At 36.5% G+C, this 17,538-nt stretch carries 20 protein-coding genes; 5 read left to right on the top strand and 15 right to left on the bottom strand.

Features of this window, described 5'->3' with window-relative positions:
• Positions 1 to 23: 23 nt before the first annotated feature.
• From C8C84_RS15605 to C8C84_RS15590, 4 genes are all read left to right on the top strand, one after another.
• On the top strand, positions 24 to 3,254 hold the full coding sequence (locus C8C84_RS15605) for an efflux RND transporter permease subunit (RefSeq protein ID WP_121314531.1): 3,231 nt from the start codon (positions 24 to 26) through the stop codon (positions 3,252 to 3,254).
• A gap of 4 nt (positions 3,255 to 3,258) precedes the next feature.
• On the top strand, positions 3,259 to 3,564 hold the full coding sequence (locus C8C84_RS15600; protein WP_121314530.1) for a hypothetical protein: 306 nt from the start codon (positions 3,259 to 3,261) through the stop codon (positions 3,562 to 3,564).
• Between the two features lie 11 nt (positions 3,565 to 3,575).
• A complete protein-coding gene (locus C8C84_RS15595; protein WP_121314529.1) occupies positions 3,576 to 3,761 on the top strand; it encodes a DUF2892 domain-containing protein in 186 nt (61 codons plus the stop codon).
• Positions 3,762 to 3,870: 109 nt separating this feature from the next.
• Positions 3,871 to 5,910, top strand: coding sequence for a M13 family metallopeptidase (locus C8C84_RS15590; protein WP_121314528.1), 2,040 nt, complete (start codon positions 3,871 to 3,873; stop codon positions 5,908 to 5,910).
• Between the two features lie 34 nt (positions 5,911 to 5,944).
• Here C8C84_RS15590 and C8C84_RS15585 read toward each other — a convergent pair whose 3' ends face one another.
• The 7 genes from C8C84_RS15585 to rsfS all read right to left on the bottom strand — a co-directional run bounded on the left by C8C84_RS15585 (position 5,945) and on the right by rsfS (position 11,502).
• On the bottom strand, positions 5,945 to 6,721 hold the full coding sequence (locus C8C84_RS15585) for a superoxide dismutase (protein WP_121314527.1): 777 nt from the start codon (positions 6,719 to 6,721) through the stop codon (positions 5,945 to 5,947).
• A 3-nt stretch (positions 6,722 to 6,724) separates the two neighbouring features.
• A complete protein-coding gene (locus C8C84_RS15580) occupies positions 6,725 to 7,000 on the bottom strand; it encodes an acyl-CoA-binding protein (RefSeq protein ID WP_121314526.1) in 276 nt (91 codons plus the stop codon).
• Between the two features lie 12 nt (positions 7,001 to 7,012).
• The gene (locus tag C8C84_RS15575) at positions 7,013 to 7,663 is read right to left on the bottom strand and encodes a phosphatidylserine decarboxylase family protein (RefSeq protein WP_121314525.1); all 651 of its coding nucleotides are present in this window, start codon (positions 7,661 to 7,663) and stop codon (positions 7,013 to 7,015) included.
• On the bottom strand, positions 7,653 to 8,456 hold the full coding sequence (locus C8C84_RS15570) for a phosphatidate cytidylyltransferase (RefSeq protein ID WP_121314524.1): 804 nt from the start codon (positions 8,454 to 8,456) through the stop codon (positions 7,653 to 7,655). The genes C8C84_RS15575 and C8C84_RS15570 overlap by 11 nt, the downstream gene beginning before the upstream one ends.
• A gap of 1 nt (position 8,457) precedes the next feature.
• Positions 8,458 to 9,063: an LUD domain-containing protein gene (locus C8C84_RS15565; protein WP_121314523.1), complete on the bottom strand. Its 606-nt coding sequence runs from the start codon at positions 9,061 to 9,063 to the stop codon at positions 8,458 to 8,460.
• Between the two features lie 114 nt (positions 9,064 to 9,177).
• The gene (ftsH, locus tag C8C84_RS15560) at positions 9,178 to 11,112 is read right to left on the bottom strand and encodes an ATP-dependent zinc metalloprotease FtsH (protein WP_121314522.1); all 1,935 of its coding nucleotides are present in this window, start codon (positions 11,110 to 11,112) and stop codon (positions 9,178 to 9,180) included.
• A gap of 18 nt (positions 11,113 to 11,130) precedes the next feature.
• Complete coding sequence (rsfS, locus tag C8C84_RS15555; RefSeq protein ID WP_121314521.1) at positions 11,131 to 11,502, bottom strand: ribosome silencing factor; 372 nt, start codon at positions 11,500 to 11,502, stop codon at positions 11,131 to 11,133.
• A 93-nt stretch (positions 11,503 to 11,595) separates the two neighbouring features.
• Here rsfS and C8C84_RS15550 point away from each other — a divergent pair, with 93 nt between their 5' ends.
• Positions 11,596 to 12,324, top strand: a complete 729-nt coding sequence (locus C8C84_RS15550; RefSeq protein WP_158592585.1) for a biotin--[acetyl-CoA-carboxylase] ligase — start codon at positions 11,596 to 11,598, stop codon at positions 12,322 to 12,324.
• A gap of 85 nt (positions 12,325 to 12,409) precedes the next feature.
• On the opposite strand, the gene C8C84_RS15545 is transcribed toward C8C84_RS15550, so the two are convergent.
• The 8 genes from C8C84_RS15545 to C8C84_RS15505 all read right to left on the bottom strand — a co-directional run bounded on the left by C8C84_RS15545 (position 12,410) and on the right by C8C84_RS15505 (position 17,322).
• On the bottom strand, positions 12,410 to 12,778 hold the full coding sequence (locus C8C84_RS15545) for a glyoxalase (RefSeq protein WP_121314519.1): 369 nt from the start codon (positions 12,776 to 12,778) through the stop codon (positions 12,410 to 12,412).
• Between the two features lie 38 nt (positions 12,779 to 12,816).
• The gene (locus C8C84_RS15540) at positions 12,817 to 13,020 is read right to left on the bottom strand and encodes a helix-turn-helix transcriptional regulator (RefSeq protein WP_121314518.1); all 204 of its coding nucleotides are present in this window, start codon (positions 13,018 to 13,020) and stop codon (positions 12,817 to 12,819) included.
• 3 nt (positions 13,021 to 13,023) lie between these two features.
• A complete protein-coding gene (locus C8C84_RS15535) occupies positions 13,024 to 13,560 on the bottom strand; it encodes a DUF2975 domain-containing protein (protein WP_121314517.1) in 537 nt (178 codons plus the stop codon).
• A 163-nt stretch (positions 13,561 to 13,723) separates the two neighbouring features.
• Positions 13,724 to 14,371 (bottom strand): intradiol ring-cleavage dioxygenase, encoded by a 648-nt coding sequence (locus C8C84_RS15530; protein ID WP_121314516.1) that lies wholly within the window; start codon positions 14,369 to 14,371, stop codon positions 13,724 to 13,726.
• 371 nt (positions 14,372 to 14,742) lie between these two features.
• Complete coding sequence (locus C8C84_RS15520; RefSeq protein WP_121314514.1) at positions 14,743 to 15,390, bottom strand: hypothetical protein; 648 nt, start codon at positions 15,388 to 15,390, stop codon at positions 14,743 to 14,745.
• A gap of 153 nt (positions 15,391 to 15,543) precedes the next feature.
• The gene (locus C8C84_RS15515; protein ID WP_121314513.1) at positions 15,544 to 16,017 is read right to left on the bottom strand and encodes a hypothetical protein; all 474 of its coding nucleotides are present in this window, start codon (positions 16,015 to 16,017) and stop codon (positions 15,544 to 15,546) included.
• A 298-nt stretch (positions 16,018 to 16,315) separates the two neighbouring features.
• Positions 16,316 to 16,543 carry a hypothetical protein gene (locus tag C8C84_RS15510; protein WP_121314512.1) on the bottom strand — a complete coding sequence of 76 codons (228 nt, stop codon included), beginning with the start codon at positions 16,541 to 16,543 and terminating at the stop codon, positions 16,316 to 16,318.
• A gap of 41 nt (positions 16,544 to 16,584) precedes the next feature.
• Complete coding sequence (locus C8C84_RS15505) at positions 16,585 to 17,322, bottom strand: hypothetical protein (protein ID WP_147406878.1); 738 nt, start codon at positions 17,320 to 17,322, stop codon at positions 16,585 to 16,587.
• Between the last annotated feature and the right edge of the window lie 216 nt (positions 17,323 to 17,538).

Below are 17,538 nucleotides of genomic sequence, written 5' to 3'. Positions count from 1 at the left end.
TCCAACAATCTAAAAATCTAAAAATGCAAGAAGGTATATCAGGTAAAATCGCCCATTTTTTCATCAATTCGAAATTAACGATACTGTTAATGGTCGGATTAATGATCATTGGTGTATACAGTTCGTTTCTGATTCCAAGAGAAGAAGAGCCACAAATAAATGTTCCGATGGCAGATGTAATGGTGGGTTATCCAGGAGCGAGCCCTAGTGAAGTTGAAAGTCGCGTGGTAAAGCCTTTGGAAAAAATAGTATCCAATATCAAAGGCGTAGAACACGTGCACAGTATGGCAATGAACGGTCAAGCGGTGTTAATTGTACAATTCTATGTCGGACAAGATGTAGAACGTTCGTATGTAAAATTATACGACGAGTTGGCCAAACACGAAAATATGTTCCCGCAGGGCGTTTATAAACCTTTAGTAAAAACGCGTTCTATCGATGATGTTCCGATGTTAGGCCTAACACTTTGGAGCGAAAAACTAAACGATTTCGAAATCCGTCAAATTGCGGAAGAAGTGACTTCGGAGATTGAGAAAGTAAAAGATGTCGCCATCACCAAAGAAATCGGGGGCAGAAACCGTGAAGTCAAAGTGGTTTTAGACAAAGATAAAATGGCAGAAAGTGGAATTGATGCGTTGGGCATTATGCAAATGATTCAGGCCAATAACGGCAGCTCACAGTCAGGAAGTTTTGTTTCCGCCGATAAAGAATATCTGTTGACTACAGGAGAATTTCTAAAATCTGCAGAAGATATTGAAAATTTGGTAGTTGGTGTGAATGCCAATATGCCGGTTTATTTAAAACAAGTCGCTTCGGTACAAGACGGACCTTCAACGCCGAGAAGTTATGTGTCTTTCGGTTATGGAAAAGCAAATGAAAAATTCGCCAAAAACAATTCGGAATATCCGGCGGTAACGATTTCCATTGGTAAAGTAAAAGGTGCCGATGCCATGAAAATTTCCGAAAAGATTTTGGAAAAAGTCGAGCATTTAAAACAAACGATAATCACCGATGATGTTCACGTAGAAGTGACTCGAAATTATGGTGAAACCGCTTCGGATAAAGTAGGAGAGTTGTTGTTGCATCTAGGCATTGCGATTATTGCGGTCACACTTTTAGTAATGTTGGCGATGGGTTGGCGCGGTGGATTAGTGGTTTTCTTTTCGGTGCCCTTGACGTTTGCTTTGACACTATTTGCCTACTATATGTTGGGTTATACTTTGAATAGAATCACTTTATTCGCCTTGGTTTTCGTAGTGGGCATTGTCGTAGATGACAGTATCATCATTGCCGAAAACATGCACCGTCACTTCAAGATGAAGCGTTTACCGTTCAAACAAGCTGCCATTTATGCTATTAATGAAGTTGGAAACCCAACCATTCTAGCCACTTTTACGGTTATCGCAGCCATATTGCCAATGGCTTTCGTTTCGGGGATGATGGGGCCATATATGAGTCCGATGCCAATTGGCGCTTCGATTGCGATGTTGTTATCTTTGTTTGTAGCACTTACCGTTACACCTTATTTGGGTTACCATTTATTACACGAAAAAGAAACCCAAGAACACAAAGCCGAACAAGGAATAGAAACGTCATGGATTTACAAAGTCTACAGTAAAATGGAACGTCCATTTTTAGAAAGTTCTAAAAAGCGTCGTTTGATGTTAGGAATAACTGTTTTATTGTTAATCGGTTCGGTCTTGATGTTTTTTACCAAATCGGTTGCGGTTAAAATGTTACCATTTGACAATAAAAATGAATTTCAAGTCGTGATTGACATGCCTGAAGGAACGACTTTAGAAAGAACGGCGGCAGTAACTCAGGAAATTGCACAATACCTTTCTACTGTTCCGGAAGTAGTGAATTACCAAAATTACATTGGTACTTCCGCACCCATTACGTTTAACGGTTTGGTTCGTCATTACGATATGCGTGGCGGAAGCAATATGGCCGACATTCAGGTGAATTTATTACACAAAGAAGACCGCGATTTGCAAAGTCATGACATCGCTAAAATCGTGCGTCCCGAAATCCAAAAGATAGCCAAAAAGTATGCTGCCAATGTTAAGATTATAGAAGTACCACCAGGTCCTCCGGTGTTATCGACTTTAGTTGCGGAAATCTATGGACCCAATTATAAAGAGCAAATCAAAGTCGCCAATCAAGTAAAAAGTATTCTGGAAAATACCACGGATATCGTTGATGTCGATTGGATGACTGAAGACAATCAAACCGAATATAAATTGGTTGTCGATAAAGAAAAAGCCATGCTAAACGGAATAGCTCCGCAACAAGTCGTAGGCAATTTGACTTATATCTTAAAAGAATACCCGATTTCCAATTTATACGATGAAAATTCGAATGACAATGTTGGGATAGTATTGTCTTTGGACGATAAGGATAAAACGAGTTTACAAGATATTCAAAATCTGAAAATCAAAGGCAATCATGGCAATGTAGTTCCGGTGAGTGATTTGGTTAAAGTGGTTCAAGATACTTTACAGAAAACCATTTACCGCAAAGACCAAAAACGTGTTGTTTATGTAACAGCCGATATGGCCGGCGATTTGGAAAGTCCGGTGTACGCCATTTTAGGAATGAATGAAAAACTCCAAAAAATGCAATTACCTAAAGGTTACAAAGTCAACGAACTGTACATGGAACAACCTTCCGATGAAAGTGATTTTACCGTAAAATGGGATGGTGAATGGCAAATTACTTTAGAAGTTTTCCGCGATTTAGGTGCGGCTTTCTTAATCGTGATTGTCATTATATACATGTTGATTGTGGGTTGGTTCCAAAATTTCAAAACGCCGATAGTGATGATGATGGCAATTCCACTTTCGTTAGTCGGCATTGTATTAGGTCACTGGTTATTAGGTGCTTTCTTCACCGCAACCTCTTTTATCGGCATGATTGCTTTGGCCGGAGTCATGGTCCGAAATTCAGTTTTACTGATTGATTTTATTGAGATTCGTTTGAATGATGGTATTCCATTGAAGCAAGCGATTATTGAAGCAGGAGCTGTGAGAACCACGCCAATTTTATTAACCACTGGTGCCGTAGTAATCGGGGCTTCAATTATTTTATTTGACCCAATATTTCAAGGATTGGCGATTTCCTTAGTATTTGGAGCGATTGTTTCAACGTTACTAACACTAATTGTAGTGCCGTTGATTTATTATGTCACTGAAAGAAAAAAATGGGAAGATCACACTCCATTGTCTTCCGAATCTGGAGAATCTAATTCGTAATATTATGAAACTATTAATCATTACTGCTATAACAGAATTTGAAAAAGACATCAAAATACTGTTGAAAAAGGCCAATGTCAGAGCGTTTAGTTACCGAAATGTAAGGGGTTACAAAGACGTTTCGGAAGAATTTATAGAAACCAATTGGTTCGCTTCCGAAATGAACGAAACCGAATCCTTACTCTTTTACGCTTTTGTAAAAAAAGAGAGTGTCGATTTGTTTTTCCAACTCGTAGCGGATTTTAACGCCAAACAAGAAACCAAGGCCCAACTCAATGTGGCCGTACTAAACATTGAAAAATCTAATTAAATACTAGTATCATGAAAAATAGAATTATCAGAGCTGTAGCCGGAACTTTTATTTTAATCAGTTTGCTATTGGCGATTTATGTCAATCAAAATTGGCTGTGGTTTACCGCTTTTGTCGGAACGAATTTGTTGCAATCTTCCATAACCAAATGGTGTTTGATGGAAGATATTTTAGACAAACTTGGAATCAAAGACTAATGACTAAGCCATCTTCGGATGGTTTTTTTATTACAATCTCAACAAATGTTTTACATTTGGTAACATTTTTACTGTTCATCAGTCCAATTATCCATCAAAACATACTTTTATGAAACCAATAACTAAATTTACTCTAGGCTTATTTTCTGCGATATTGCTGGTTAGCTGTAACCAAAAAGAAGCCGATTTTGTTGATCCTTTAGTGACCAACAGAGATACAACGCTTAATCCGGGTGATGACTTTTTTATGTATGCCAATGGCGGATGGTTCAAACGGAATCCAATTCCGGATAGTGAACGAAGCAATGGGATTTTCAGAACGATAGGCGATACTATCAATTCTCAAATCAAGCAAATTTGTGAGAAATCGGCTGAAATGACTGATGCTCCTAAAGGAAGTAACGAACAAAAAATCGGTGATTTCTATGCTTCCGGTATGGATACTTTGCAGATAGAAAAATTAGGATTGTCTCCTTTGAAAGCTGATTTGAATAAAATAAAAGCCATCAATGATGTTCCTTCATTATTAAATACGATTGCTTACTTGCATACTATCGGTGCTAATCCGGCCTTTTCTTTATATGTTGGACAAGACGATAAGAATAGTGCGAAATATGCTGTCTTTTTAGGTCAAGGCGGATTAGGTTTAGGGAATCGCGATTATTATTTCAATACCGATAAAGAAACGGTAAATATTCGTACCGAGTATGTGAAGCATTTACAGAAAATGGGTCAATTGATTGGAAAGGCTACTGATGTTGCTAAAGCCAATGCTGCAATTATCATGAAATTGGAAACCGAATTGGCCAAAAACTCCAGAAAATTAGAAGCCTTACGTGATCCGATTAAGAATTACAACAAAATGAGTATTGCTCAAATGAACAGTGCTACGCCAAATATCAATTGGCAACAAATGACCGCTTCTATCGGAATTAAAAATGCCGACACTATTATTGTTGGTCAGCCTGAGTTTTATAAAGCTTTAGACCAAATGGTTAAAAGTTACTCGGTTGAAGATTGGAAAACTTATCTGGAATGGGATTTAGTAAATTCTTATGCGTCTTATTTGAACAATGCGATTGAAAAGCAAAATTTCTATTTTTATTCTACTGTAATGAGTGGCGTAAAAGAACAAAAACCACGTTGGAAACGAATAGTAGAGCAAACCGATGGTTCTTTAGGCGAATTGATTGGACAGGTTTATGTAAAAGATTATTTGCCAAAAGGTTCCAAAGAAAAACTTTTGGAAATAGGCAACAATATCCGCGATGTTTATGCCGAGCGTATCAAAACTTTAGATTGGATGAGTGAAGAAACCAAGAAAAAAGCGTTATTCAAATTAAGTAAAATCGTAATGAAAGTGGGTTATCCCGACAAATGGAAAGACTTGAGTAGTGTTACTATTAATAGGGGAACATTTTTAGCCAATGTAATGGCAACCAATAAATGGGCAATCAAAGATATGATTTCAAAATATGGTAAGCCTGTAGATAGAACCGAATGGGGAATGTATCCGCAAACGTATAATGCTTATTACAGTCCAAGTAATAATGAAATTTGTGTTCCGGCTTGTAATATTTTAGTACCCGGATTTGAAGGCAGAATGCCTGATGATGCAGTGTTGTATGGTATTATCGGTGGTTCCACTTTTGGGCACGAAATTACCCATGGATTTGATGACCAAGGCAGTCAGTATGACGAAAAAGGAAACTTGAACAATTGGTGGACCGCAGAAGATTTGCAAAAGTTCAAAGCCAAAACCAAACTAATCGTTGAGCAATTCAGTAAATACGAAGCTTTGCCTGGCAAATTTGTAAACGGTGATGCTACTCAAGGGGAAAACATAGCTGATTTAGGTGGCGTAGTGATGGGGTTTGAAGCTTTCAAAAAATCTAAACAATATATAAACAAAGAAAAAATTAGCGGTTTTACACCGGAGCAACGTTTCTTCTTGGCGTATGGTTACGCTTGGATGGTGAACATCAAACCTGAATCGTTAGCCCAACAATTACTAACCGATGTTCACGCCCCGGCGAAATACAGAATCAACGGGCCGTTAGAAAATAATCCTGATTTTCACAAAGCTTTCAATATTAAGCCGGGAAGCAAAATGCGAAGACCGGATAATTTGAAAGTGGTTATTTGGTAAAATAAAAATCCCTAATCGAAGATTAGGGATTTTTTTATTTTGTAGCTGTTGCTTCTAAATATCGTTCGGAAACTTTTTTCCAATTAATTACTTTAAAGAACGCATCAATATATTTTTTGCGTTTGTAACGGTAATCTAAATAATAAGCGTGTTCCCAAACGTCCAAGCATAAAATTGGTGTTCCTTTTACGGTTTGGGTTGGCATTAAAGGATTGTCTTGATTTGGTGTGCTTGTCACCAATAATTTTCCGGCTTTATCCACGACTAACCAAGCCCAACCAGAACCAAATTGCTTCTCAGCAGCATCAGAAAATTGATTTTTAAACACTTCAAACGAACCGAAATCACGGTTAATAATGGTTGCCAAAGTATCTTTGGGTTGTCCGTCAGCTTTTGGCGCCATGCCTTCAAAAAATAATGTGTGATTGTAATAACCACCGGCATTGTTTCGCAAGTCGGCATTGTTCATGTCTAACTTTTTCAAAATATCTTCAATAGCTAAATCAACCATCAAAGGATCGGCAGCAACCAATTTGTTTAAGTTATTGGTATACGTTAAATAATGTTTGGAATAATGGACTTCCATGGTTAGGATGTCAATGCTTGGCATTAGTGCATTGTACTCATAAGGAAGTTTGGCTAAAGCAAATTGGCCTTCATCGGCACTGACATCATCAGGTTGTCCAATCGTAATTTTTTCCTCAGCTGAAGGCAATGGAACTTCAACTACTTCAGTTAATTTTTTTTTATTACAGGAAGACAATAGGAGCGTAAAAGAAAAACATAAAGCGATAACAAGAATCCTTTTCATAGTTTATTTTTTTGCGTTTACAATAGCATTGATGGCTTCGATATATAATTCTTTAGCTTCTTCAACCGAAAGATGACTGATTTGCATCCAAGCATTGGTTTTAAAAGCATTTCTCAAATCAAAAGTAGACGAGTTGTTGTATTCAATAGTGCCAAAAGTAGCTTGTTTATAATAGGCATACAATCGCAACTGTACATCTTGCGGCAACGATGACTGTGTCATTTTAGAAGCATGTTCAACGGCTTCCAGAAATCGAACTTCTAATTCTTTTTCAGACATGTTTTGAGACTATTATTTTGAGGCAATAACCGTTTGGTTACCGACAGCATTTTGTTTCAGTGCCACATCCACTTTAGTTCCTAGCGGGAAATAAATATCAACTCTGGAACCAAATTTTATAAAACCGGCATCATCACCTTGAACGACTTGTTGTCCTTCTTCGGCATAGTTTACAATTCTGCGTGCCAAAGCGCCGGCGATTTGTCGGTATAAGACTTCGCCAAAGGCAGAGGTTTCAATCACTACTGTTGTTCTTTCGTTTTCAGTACTCGCTTTTGGATGCCAAGCAACCAAATATTTTCCCGGATGGTATTTGCTGAATTTGATTTTACCCGAAGCACCATAACGCGTTACGTGCACATTTATGGGTGACATGAAAATTGAAACTTGTAATCTTTTGTCTTTAAAATATTCTTCTTCAAATACTTCTTCAATCACTACAACTTTTCCATCAACCGGTGCCAAAAAATAATTTTCATTTGGCATTATTTTTCTGTTCGGGTTTCTGAAGAATTGCAAAATCATGATAAAAAGGAAAACAAAAACCAATTGAATGGCAATTCTAAGCCAAGCAATAGAAATAAACTTATCCGCCAATAATAATGCAGCGATAAAGCTTACTATTGCAATGAAAATGATTTTATAACCTTCTTTATGAAACATAATAAATAATTTGGTAAAACAAATAAACAAATGGTGCTACAAATATAATACTATCCAAGCGATCTAGAAAACCACCATGACCGGGCATGATGTTACCGCTGTCTTTGACGCCTGCAATTCTTTTAAATTTTGATTCTATTAAATCTCCTAAAGTACCAAAAGCACTAACGATCATCGCGATGATAATCCATCTGGTGGTTGGTTCATGGAGGTAAAATTCTGCTAATAAAATTCCGGCCACGACAGCAAAAATTACACCACCAACAAAACCTTCAATAGTTTTTTTAGGCGAAATTCTTTCGAATAGTTTGTTTTTCCCCATTGTGATACCAACCAAATACGCAAAAGTATCATTGGACCAAATAATTACCAAGATGCTGATGATAATTTCGGGAACATATTGGTTATTGATAAAAGGAATTTTGGTAAAAATGATGATGGGTATGATGAGATAGCCAATCAGGAAAACGTATTTGGCTTGTACATCCAGAAATCTATCCTTCTTTTCAAATAGAAATAAAAGTGACCGAATGGAAACCAGTAAAGCCGCAATCAACAACAAAATCTCGTTGGTTTTGACTGTGTTATTTAAGTTGAAAAGTATATAACCAACCGTGGCTATTACAAGTGGAATAATAGGTTTTAGCGAAACCAATTTGCAGAATTCTACCACTGAAAAAAGTAATAGTAAACCAAACAACAGCAAAAAGCTATATTGTGAATATAAAGTTGCGCAAACAAGCAACAGTACGTAAACTGCGCCGGATAAAGCTCTTGTTACGGTAGTCGTCATGCTATAAATCTTCTAAAAGCAAGAGGTATAAATTCTTAGCCGAGCTTCCGTATTGCAGGAAATCTTCGTCTTTAGCTTTTTCGAAATATTTGATAGTAGTAATATTGGTTGGATAATCTTTATCATATTTCTTTTTGATGACACGCAATCCGTCGCTTTTGGTTTCCAAAATCTGACTTGTTGTAGCCAATATGATAATGTTATTGGGTAAATCGTTGGGTTTGTTTTGCTTGATTTGATTGGAGGAAAATAACACCGAACCTTCATCGGCAATTAGATTTTCACAGCTGGCGAATAAAAATATTGGGTTAGCCGGTTTGTCGTACTGCAACTTGTTTTCATCAAGCATACTGAATAATTTTGGTTCATAACATAATGCTTCACATTCGAACCAATCGTTTTCCTCTAAGATATTTAGGAATTGATCTTTTACTTCATTCAAGTTTTCGCAATACAAAAACTTACCGCCATTTTTTTTGAAATTATAAGTAAACTTCTCATCTACGGGTAGTAGCGAAAAGCTGGAAGGAGTATTGTTAAATTCGCTTTGACTTTCTTCGTCAGAGGCATCATTACCAGTGCCAAAAATTTTTCTGAAAAGACTCATGCTTGTTTGGTATAATCGAGTTTTGTGATTGAAATCCCTCAAAGATAAAAAAATCTTAATTCAAAAGTATGTTTTGAATTAAGATTTTAAAAAAATGTTAAAAAACGGTAAATGTTATTCGATTACGGCATCCGCTACGGTTTCATCACTGTGATTGTCGTATGGTCTTTTGCCGAAAATGGTTTCTAAATCGTCTTTGAAAATTACTTCTTTTTCAATCAAAATATCAGCCAATTGTTGCAGTTTTTCTTTGTTGTCTTGCAAAATTTGGATAGCTCTTTGGTATTCGGTTTCGATTAAATTTGAAATCTCTTTATCGATAACCAAAGCCGTTTCTTCTGAATAAGGTTTCGAGAAATTGTATTCACTTTGTCCTGAAGAGTCATAATAAGTGATGTTTCCTAATTTTTCATTCAATCCGTAAATCGTAACCATAGCTCGCGCTTGTTTGGTTACTTTTTCCAAATCGCTCAGAGCTCCGGTAGAGATTTTGTTGAACATTACTTTTTCAGCAGCACGTCCGCCCATAGTGGCACACATTTCATCCAACATTTGCTCCGGACGAACAATCAAACGCTCTTCCGGTAAATACCAAGCGGCGCCTAAACTTTGTCCACGCGGAACAATCGTAACTTTCACCAATGGTGCTGCGTGTTCGAGCATCCAACTTACGGTAGCATGACCGGCTTCGTGAACGGCAATCGCACGTTTTTCATCCGGTGTAACAATCTTGTTTTTCTTTTCTAGACCACCAACAATTCTGTCAACTGCGTCTAAGAAATCCTGTTTGTCAACGGCTGTTTTGTTATTTCGGGCTGCAATTAATGCTGCTTCGTTACATACGTTAGCAATATCTGCTCCTGAGAATCCCGGAGTTTGTTTGGCTAAGAAATCCACATCTAAACCGTCTACTTTTTTCAAAGGTTTTAAGTGCACTTCAAAAATTTCTTTACGCTCTCTCACGTCCGGTAAGTCTACATAAATTTGGCGGTCGAAACGCCCGGCACGCAATAAAGCTTTGTCTAAAACATCTGCTCTATTGGTAGCGGCCAATACGATAACATGTGTATTCGTACCGAAACCATCCATTTCAGTCAATAACTGATTTAAGGTATTTTCACGTTCGTCATTCGAACCTGAGAAATTGTTTTTCCCACGAGCACGACCAACGGCATCAATCTCATCAATAAAGATAATCGCTGGTGCTTTGTCTTTAGCTTGTTTGAATAAATCTCTCACACGTGAAGCTCCAACACCCACAAACATTTCCACAAAATCAGAACCTGATAAAGAGAAAAAGGGTACTTTGGCTTCTCCTGCTACGGCTTTCGCCAAAAGGGTTTTACCGGTTCCCGGAGGACCGACTAATAGCGCCCCTTTTGGGATTTTACCACCAAGTGTAGTGTATTTATCAGGGTTTCTTAAGAATTCTACAATTTCTTGTATTTCTTCTTTGGCACCTTCTAATCCGGCAACGTCTTTGAATGTGGTTTTTAAATCGGTTTTCTCGTCAAATAATTTGGCTCTCGATTTTCCGATGTTGAAGATTTGACCACCGCCACCTCCGGCACCACCGCCAGACATTCTGCGCATGATTAAAATCCAAATTCCGATGATAATGATGATAGGCAACAAGCTGATAAATATTTCAGACCAATTGCTTTTGGGTTTAAAATCGTAGTCTTTAATTTTACCGTCTAATTTGGCTTTCTCGATTTTGTTTTGGAAGACTTCATCATTGCCAATCTCAAAAGAGTAATGAGGTCCTTTATTGGCATTGTCGAGCATGTCTTTCGAAACTTTGGCGTGTGCTTTGTCTTTTAAAGCCGCGGCAGTAAGGTAAGCTTCACCTTCAGTTTTGTTGAAAACAACCACCTTTTCGATTTGTCCTTTGTCTAAATATTCGTTGAATTTAGACGAAGAAATCTTAGCAGTATCCTGAAAACCGGAACCGCCTATGTAGTTTAATCCGAAGAATATGATGATTAATCCAGCGTAAATCCACCACGGACTTACTTTAAAATTATTGGGTTTCTTTTCGGTAGCCATATGTGTTTAGCGCAATTTTTAATAGTTACTTGGAATGGTAGTAATTTGGGCATCGCCCCATAATCCTTCGATATTGTAGAATTCACGAATTTGTTTTTGGAACACGTGCACCACAATGTCAACATAATCCATTAAAACCCACTCGCCATTGTCCGTACCTTCTACGTGCCAAGGTTTGTCTTTTAATTCTTTGGAAACTAATTTTTGGATAGAGTTAACAATCGCGTTAACTTGGGTATTGGAGTTACCGTTGCAAATGATAAAATAATCACAAACTGCGGTGTCTATAGCTCTTAAGTCGAGTATTTCAATATCATTTCCTTTTACTTCTTCAATGCCTTTGATGATGCTCGCTAAGAGTACATCAGTGTTTATTGCTTTTTTCGTCATCTAGTATTTATGTGTATTTGGCAAAGGTATTACTTTTTGTCCTTATTTTTGCTTAACAAAAGTTTAAAATTACCTCCAATTTTTATTTCTATTATGCCTATAATCAAACTCGATGCCATAGATTCGACCAATGACTATTTAAAGCAATTGGCCAAAGAAAAGTGGTTGGAAAACTACACGGCTGTCATGGCTTTGGAACAAACTAAAGGTAGAGGACAAATGGGTTCTGAATGGGTGAGTGAATCAGGCAAAAACCTTACTATCAGTGTTTTGGTTAAGGATGTTCCGCAAGATATGATCTCTATTTACGATTTTAATATTGCGGTGGCTTTGGCCGGAATAGGTTTGCTGACGATGAATGGCATATCGAAAGTAAATGTCAAATGGCCCAACGACATTATGGCAGAGAATAAAAAAGTAGGTGGCATATTGATAGAGAATACCTTAAAATCTGATGGCAGTTTTACAGCAGTGGTTGGTTTTGGATTGAACTTAAACCAAACTGATTTTGAGCATTTACCCCAAGCCAATTCGCTGAGTAACATCACCAACAAAACTTATGATTTAGATGAAATGGCGCAAAGTTTTATCAAATCATTGAAACTACATTTGATACTTTTCCCTGAAAGAGCTGATGAAGCATGGGCGCATTACAACGATTTGTTGTTCAAAAAAGACAAACCTTCTGCTTTTGAATTTCCGAATGGCGACCGGTTTATGGGAATTATCAAATGTGTGACTCGTTATGGGAAATTAGCGGTACTTTTAAATGACGATACTATCGCATATTATGAATTGAAAGAAGTGAAGCTGTTGTATTAAAACTTAGCCACATAGAGTCATAGAAAAAAAGCTATGCTTCTATTTGGTTAGAGAAATTTCAATTCCGGTGGTTGTTTTTTAGATTCTATCGTTTGATAAACTCCCCAAAATGCCACAACACTCCCGAAGGATCATGCAAGAAGCATTCGCTACCCCAATCTAATTGCCGTATTGGAACTACTCGAGCGCCATCGTATTTTGATGGTAAGTCTAAAACTAACAACTCTTTGTAAAAGCGGTTTACATCACCAACTTCCATAAAAACCATCGTATTGTCTATCCAATCTTTGACATAAGCGTCTTGCAGGTAAAAACCCAATTGCTCGCTTTTGAAATAAGACATATTGGGTGATAAAACTACTTCTTCAAAACCCAAGTCTTGGTAAAAATTTCTTGATATTTCATAGTCTTTTGAACCAATGAAAGGCCGAATTGATATTCCTTTGTGTTCCATTTTTTCTAATTTCTAGTCCTTTCAAATATACAAAACTTTTAGTCTGTATATTCCAATATATCACCAGGTTGACAATCCAAGGCTTTGCAAATCGCTTCGAGTGTACTGAAACGAATGGCTTTGGCTTTTCCTGTTTTTAGGATAGATAAATTCGACAAGGTTAAGTCTACCTTTTCGGAAAGTTCGTTTAACGACATCTTTCTTTTGGCCATCATCACGTCTAAGTTTACAATTATTGACATAGCTTAAACAGTTAAATCGTTTTCGTTTTGAATATCGACTCCTTTTTTGAAAATAATGGCAATAATATGAATCACAGCTCCCATAAAAATAAATGCCTCACTGTCTACCCAAAATTGGTTTAAGTTGTCGGGAACAAAACCGTAATGCTTTAGATCTTGAACTAAGTGCCTAGCTACGTAACTCAACAATCCAATTGAGAGGGCAAAATAACTAACTTGTGAGATTTTTTTTGCAACAAAAGTACTGAACGGTTTTGACAAATCCATTTTGTGCATTAGCAAGATCACTGTGTAAAACAGGCAGGCCTTCGAAATCGAAATGATTAGGATAAAGCTATACACCCCGAAAAAAGCTAATTTGCTCTCTTTATACATTTGAATTAAGTCCAACTTTTGATACAGGTTTTGAACAAATTCAGGGTTGTAAATACTGACAATGAAATTTACTATTAGTCCTCCTGCTTCAATGGACAAGCCGACAAAAATGATCCAGGCTATAATACACAAGACCCAAAATACGAAGTTGTTTGTTTTTGACATATGAATTGAATTTTAAAGTTTAACAGGACAAATATAAAACAAATATTTATTGATAAACAATAAATATACATTTTTTTTTAATAAATATTTGTCGTAACTCATTTTTTCTGAAGTTTATGGCCTTCAAGAAGAATTGGAAATAATAAAAGTTTTGATTTTGTGCTTATGGTTTAGGATAGTCCGGAATATTTTTTCCTAAAATGATATCGCGTCTGGCATATTGCACGTTATTTACCGTACTGGTTTTGGCAATACCATTGCCACCACGTTGTTCTAACTTTTGACGTTCTACTTTGGTTAGATGTGGATCGTCTTCAAATAGCAAATCTTCGATATAATATTCGTTGAGCTTAGGTTCTTTAATAGCAAAATGAATGTGCGCCGGAATCGAACTGTTAGGATATGACGCCGGACGAACCGTGTAGATTTTATAATTACCGTTGGTATCACTTTGTAACCAACCGCGCAAATGACCATGAATGGTGTTTTCCTCTTTGGTTTTAGAGTACAAACCAGCGGTGTCTGTTTGCCAATAATAAATAATCACATTGGGAGCTTTTGTTTTGCCGTCTGGTTTAAAAACGGTGCCTTCTATTACTAACTTTTGACCTTTTTCCTGCCAACCGTCGCTGGTGTCAATAGCTTTTAGGTCTTTGGGCATGCCTTCATACATGATTTCACAACCGTCACAACCTCCGCCAATGATGAGTTCTTTTTTAGTATCTTGAGGAGTTGCGTTGCGCGTTTTATTGTTGCAGCTGATTAGGATGATTGTCAGTAGCAAGTAAATTATGTTTTTAAAAAGTTTCATGGTTTTTGTTTTAGTTGAAAACTTATGCTAAGCATTTTTTGCAAATTGCTGTTGCGTATTCAGTTTTTAATTCATCGTTGTTCGTCTGTGTTTTTTTAGACTTTTCGTCTGGTTGTTTAGTCCTTGCAGGTACCTTTTTGAAGGTTGCAGGTGTCGTTTTAGACATTGCAGGTGTCTTTTCGAACATTGCAGGTGTCGTTTCGAAGGTTGCAGGTGTCGTTTTAGACTTTTCCCATGTCATTTTAGAACTTACCGGAGTCGTTTTAGAACTTTCCCATGTTGTTTTAGACTTTGTTGATGTTAATTTAGAACTTCATGACTGCTTTTTTGAGAACAGCTATTTTATTCTACGCTATTTTGCATTCGGTGTGTTAGCAAGGAAACCACCAATGTATATAATACAATTTCCCCTTTTTTAAATAGACATTTATATGTCCGTCAGAAAGATTGTTTTCCTCATCTCTTAACTGAATTATTTGTAGTTTTCCTTCTCCAACAACCTCCATAGTTTTTATGTTTTGAATGGCATTTGGAAAGAGTTTTTTAAGGTCATTAATTGATGTAGCGGAGCTTAGTATTTTTCCTCGGTAGACAATGAAGTTATTTTTTAAAAATTTAAACTTGTCAACGGCGACTTTTTCTTTATAGTTTTCATAACGAGAGCCGTCTTTATAAAAATACTGGTTGTCATTACTATCGTTAGTTTGAACTTCGGTGTCAAAAATATAAGTGCATGGTTCTTCCTCTGCTAATAATTTTATGCTATCTGCTTTTCCAAAGACATTTTCGAAGTCCTTTAGAGAAAAATATCTTTTTAGTTTTCCGTTAAACAGCATATCATCTTCTAGCATTACTTCATTTGGGTAGTCTTTAATTTTTACGCTATCCGGGTCAATAGTATTGTTGGGAATTTTCACTTCTTCATTCCTTGTTTTTTTGTTTTCATCAACAACATTGTTTGTCTTGTCATTGCATGAAATTAATATTGCTGCAATTAAAAGTAATACTAAATTTTTCATGTTGTTTTTATGCTGATGGGTAATGTTTTACCTATTTTAATAGGTATGATTATTTATTATTCTAATTGCAAAACTTGGCTTTGAATTTTCGGAGAAAATTCGGAAATAGCTTTAGCACAGTTACTATAAACCGCAGTTATAGGCTTACTTTTATTACTCTTCTTTTATGAAATACACGCAACCTTTGTCAAACCAACTTTCACCATTTCTTATTGGAATCATTTCGACATCTACACTTTTGCCTTTATAGCCGAAACCGGACAATTCATCGTCACCTAAATAAGTATCAAGCTCATCATCAATGTTTGGTTCAAAACTGTTTTTAATTAAATATGCAGCAAGAAGAACATTCGATTTTAATTCTTCTGTTGACTTGTTTACAAATTTTAGTTTTCCTAAAACTTCATACATTGAAATTGAGTTATAAAGATGAAAATCTCCAACCTGATAAGTTTCTCTAGATTGTATGTCTTCTGGATATTTTGGTAAGCCATATAGTTCAGTTAATTTATCAAAAGCTATGCTGGCTTTTTCATATTCATTCACAGTTTGAGCATCAATATTTTCTAAAAGAATTTGTAAATCAGAATCGCTATTTATCCAGTTTGGTAAAGAATTTTTGTGCATAAATAATTCATGTATTTGTTTCTGTAAAACGAAATGTTCTTTAGGTTACCTTATGTCTTGCTTAAAAATATTACAAATACAATTTATTTCCCTTGCTAATATACAAAAACCACTTTTATCATGTATGCAACCACTTTTAAGTGTTTTTTATATTTCAAAAAAAATCAGACACAATCTCCAATAAGGTTACTTGTATCTGATTTGGGTTCAGGGTTGCATTACTATTTTGTCACTCCAAAACCCTCTTTCAAAGTCTCAAAATGGAAGAGGGCGGAGTGGTAGGTATAGAGAGGTCTTTTTATCGCAAGTTCATTTGCACAAAGTGCAGTAGCTTTTGGCGTGACACCGGCGTAGGGAATAGTTTAAAACAGCTATCCACCGTGGCCGCAATGCGTACACGTGGAAAATCGGGAAACTCCTCGGCAATGATTTGAATGATAAACTTGCGGTCTAACGGTTTTTCGGCATTGATGTAAGGAGTGCTGTAAACCATTTTACACTGCGATTCTACTTTGTTCCAACACATGATTTTTTTGTTTAGTTATAAATTATTTGAATATTAAGGCACTAGTTACTGTCTATTCTTCCTTTTTTTAGCCATGACAAACCAAAGGCGATCAAAGCAAAGGTTTCTAAAATAAACGTAATATTATAAGAGTCAAGCTCTGGATAATCGTTTTCCAGCCATACGGAATAAATCAAAATCAGCGAAATACAAACCAGCATGACGATACCACAGTATTTGTAAAAATTATGCGAAGGCATTTTGCCGAAATCTTCAACTTTGGCGGTACGTCTGAAATTAAAAATCGAAATGAGTGACAGCGTGATAAAAAAGAACCCGGCAAACATATAATGTACATAGCCCATAGTTTCACTGCTGATGAAAGTACGAACATTATCGGACAAGCAATTGTAGGATGACGTTGGAAAAATAGCCACGCCCAAAGCGCAAATCCCGGCCAGATTGGTCATAAAACTATCGGAAGGTACTATCTCTTCATCGCGTTGCGGATATCCACGGTAACTAAACATAAACAAAGCCACGGCAGAAAGTACTCCGGTAAAAAGTCCGCCAACAGTCGTATAGTAATAGTGACTGATGGAAGATTTGAACGAGGTGTCCGCAGTATAAACATTGCATTGTGTCATTACAAAAGTGTCGTTATTGAGTAAATTGTATTCATTAATAATATAATTGCCCACCAGTAAGAGAAAGGGTAAACTTAATCCGAGCCATCCTATGCTTTGACGCATGCTATGGTAGGAAATGACCAGATTAGGGTTGAGATTTCTTTGAGGCATATATTGATTTTAATTTATGGATAAAAAAACCTGCCCTTAATACAACTATCAAATACCACTAAAATTTTTGCTTAAGCGGGCAGGATTCTTCTTATTAACTAACCAAAACTTAAATTATTATGAATCTAATTGTTTTTTGTAAAATCTAACCCTAAATATACCCTTCAAATACCACTAAGAAAGTTTATTGACAACGGCTTTATTTTACAACCAATC

The sequence above is a fragment of the Flavobacterium sp. 102 genome (genome assembly GCF_003634615.1).
Classification (GTDB): domain Bacteria; phylum Bacteroidota; class Bacteroidia; order Flavobacteriales; family Flavobacteriaceae; genus Flavobacterium.
This window is presented reverse-complemented; position numbering and strand designations above follow the sequence as displayed.

Excerpts from the sequence above, each read along its gene's own strand:
- C8C84_RS15605 (WP_121314531.1), top strand. The coding sequence starts at position 24 with ATGCAAGAAGGTATATCAGGTAAAATCGCCCATTTTTTCATCAATTCG.
- C8C84_RS15600 (WP_121314530.1), top strand. The coding sequence starts at position 3,259 with ATGAAACTATTAATCATTACTGCTATAACAGAATTTGAAAAAGACATC.
- C8C84_RS15595 (WP_121314529.1), top strand. The coding sequence starts at position 3,576 with ATGAAAAATAGAATTATCAGAGCTGTAGCCGGAACTTTTATTTTAATC.
- C8C84_RS15590 (WP_121314528.1), top strand. The coding sequence starts at position 3,871 with ATGAAACCAATAACTAAATTTACTCTAGGCTTATTTTCTGCGATATTG.
- C8C84_RS15585 (WP_121314527.1), bottom strand. The coding sequence starts at position 6,721 with ATGAAAAGGATTCTTGTTATCGCTTTATGTTTTTCTTTTACGCTCCTA.
- C8C84_RS15580 (WP_121314526.1), bottom strand. The coding sequence starts at position 7,000 with ATGTCTGAAAAAGAATTAGAAGTTCGATTTCTGGAAGCCGTTGAACAT.
- C8C84_RS15575 (WP_121314525.1), bottom strand. The coding sequence starts at position 7,663 with ATGTTTCATAAAGAAGGTTATAAAATCATTTTCATTGCAATAGTAAGC.
- C8C84_RS15570 (WP_121314524.1), bottom strand. The coding sequence starts at position 8,456 with ATGACGACTACCGTAACAAGAGCTTTATCCGGCGCAGTTTACGTACTG.
- C8C84_RS15565 (WP_121314523.1), bottom strand. The coding sequence starts at position 9,063 with ATGAGTCTTTTCAGAAAAATTTTTGGCACTGGTAATGATGCCTCTGAC.
- ftsH (WP_121314522.1), bottom strand. The coding sequence starts at position 11,112 with ATGGCTACCGAAAAGAAACCCAATAATTTTAAAGTAAGTCCGTGGTGG.
- rsfS (WP_121314521.1), bottom strand. The coding sequence starts at position 11,502 with ATGACGAAAAAAGCAATAAACACTGATGTACTCTTAGCGAGCATCATC.
- C8C84_RS15550 (WP_158592585.1), top strand. The coding sequence starts at position 11,596 with ATGCCTATAATCAAACTCGATGCCATAGATTCGACCAATGACTATTTA.
- C8C84_RS15545 (WP_121314519.1), bottom strand. The coding sequence starts at position 12,778 with ATGGAACACAAAGGAATATCAATTCGGCCTTTCATTGGTTCAAAAGAC.
- C8C84_RS15540 (WP_121314518.1), bottom strand. The coding sequence starts at position 13,020 with ATGTCAATAATTGTAAACTTAGACGTGATGATGGCCAAAAGAAAGATG.
- C8C84_RS15535 (WP_121314517.1), bottom strand. The coding sequence starts at position 13,560 with ATGTCAAAAACAAACAACTTCGTATTTTGGGTCTTGTGTATTATAGCC.
- C8C84_RS15530 (WP_121314516.1), bottom strand. The coding sequence starts at position 14,371 with ATGAAACTTTTTAAAAACATAATTTACTTGCTACTGACAATCATCCTA.
- C8C84_RS15520 (WP_121314514.1), bottom strand. The coding sequence starts at position 15,390 with ATGAAAAATTTAGTATTACTTTTAATTGCAGCAATATTAATTTCATGC.
- C8C84_RS15515 (WP_121314513.1), bottom strand. The coding sequence starts at position 16,017 with ATGCACAAAAATTCTTTACCAAACTGGATAAATAGCGATTCTGATTTA.
- C8C84_RS15510 (WP_121314512.1), bottom strand. The coding sequence starts at position 16,543 with ATGTGTTGGAACAAAGTAGAATCGCAGTGTAAAATGGTTTACAGCACT.
- C8C84_RS15505 (WP_147406878.1), bottom strand. The coding sequence starts at position 17,322 with ATGCCTCAAAGAAATCTCAACCCTAATCTGGTCATTTCCTACCATAGC.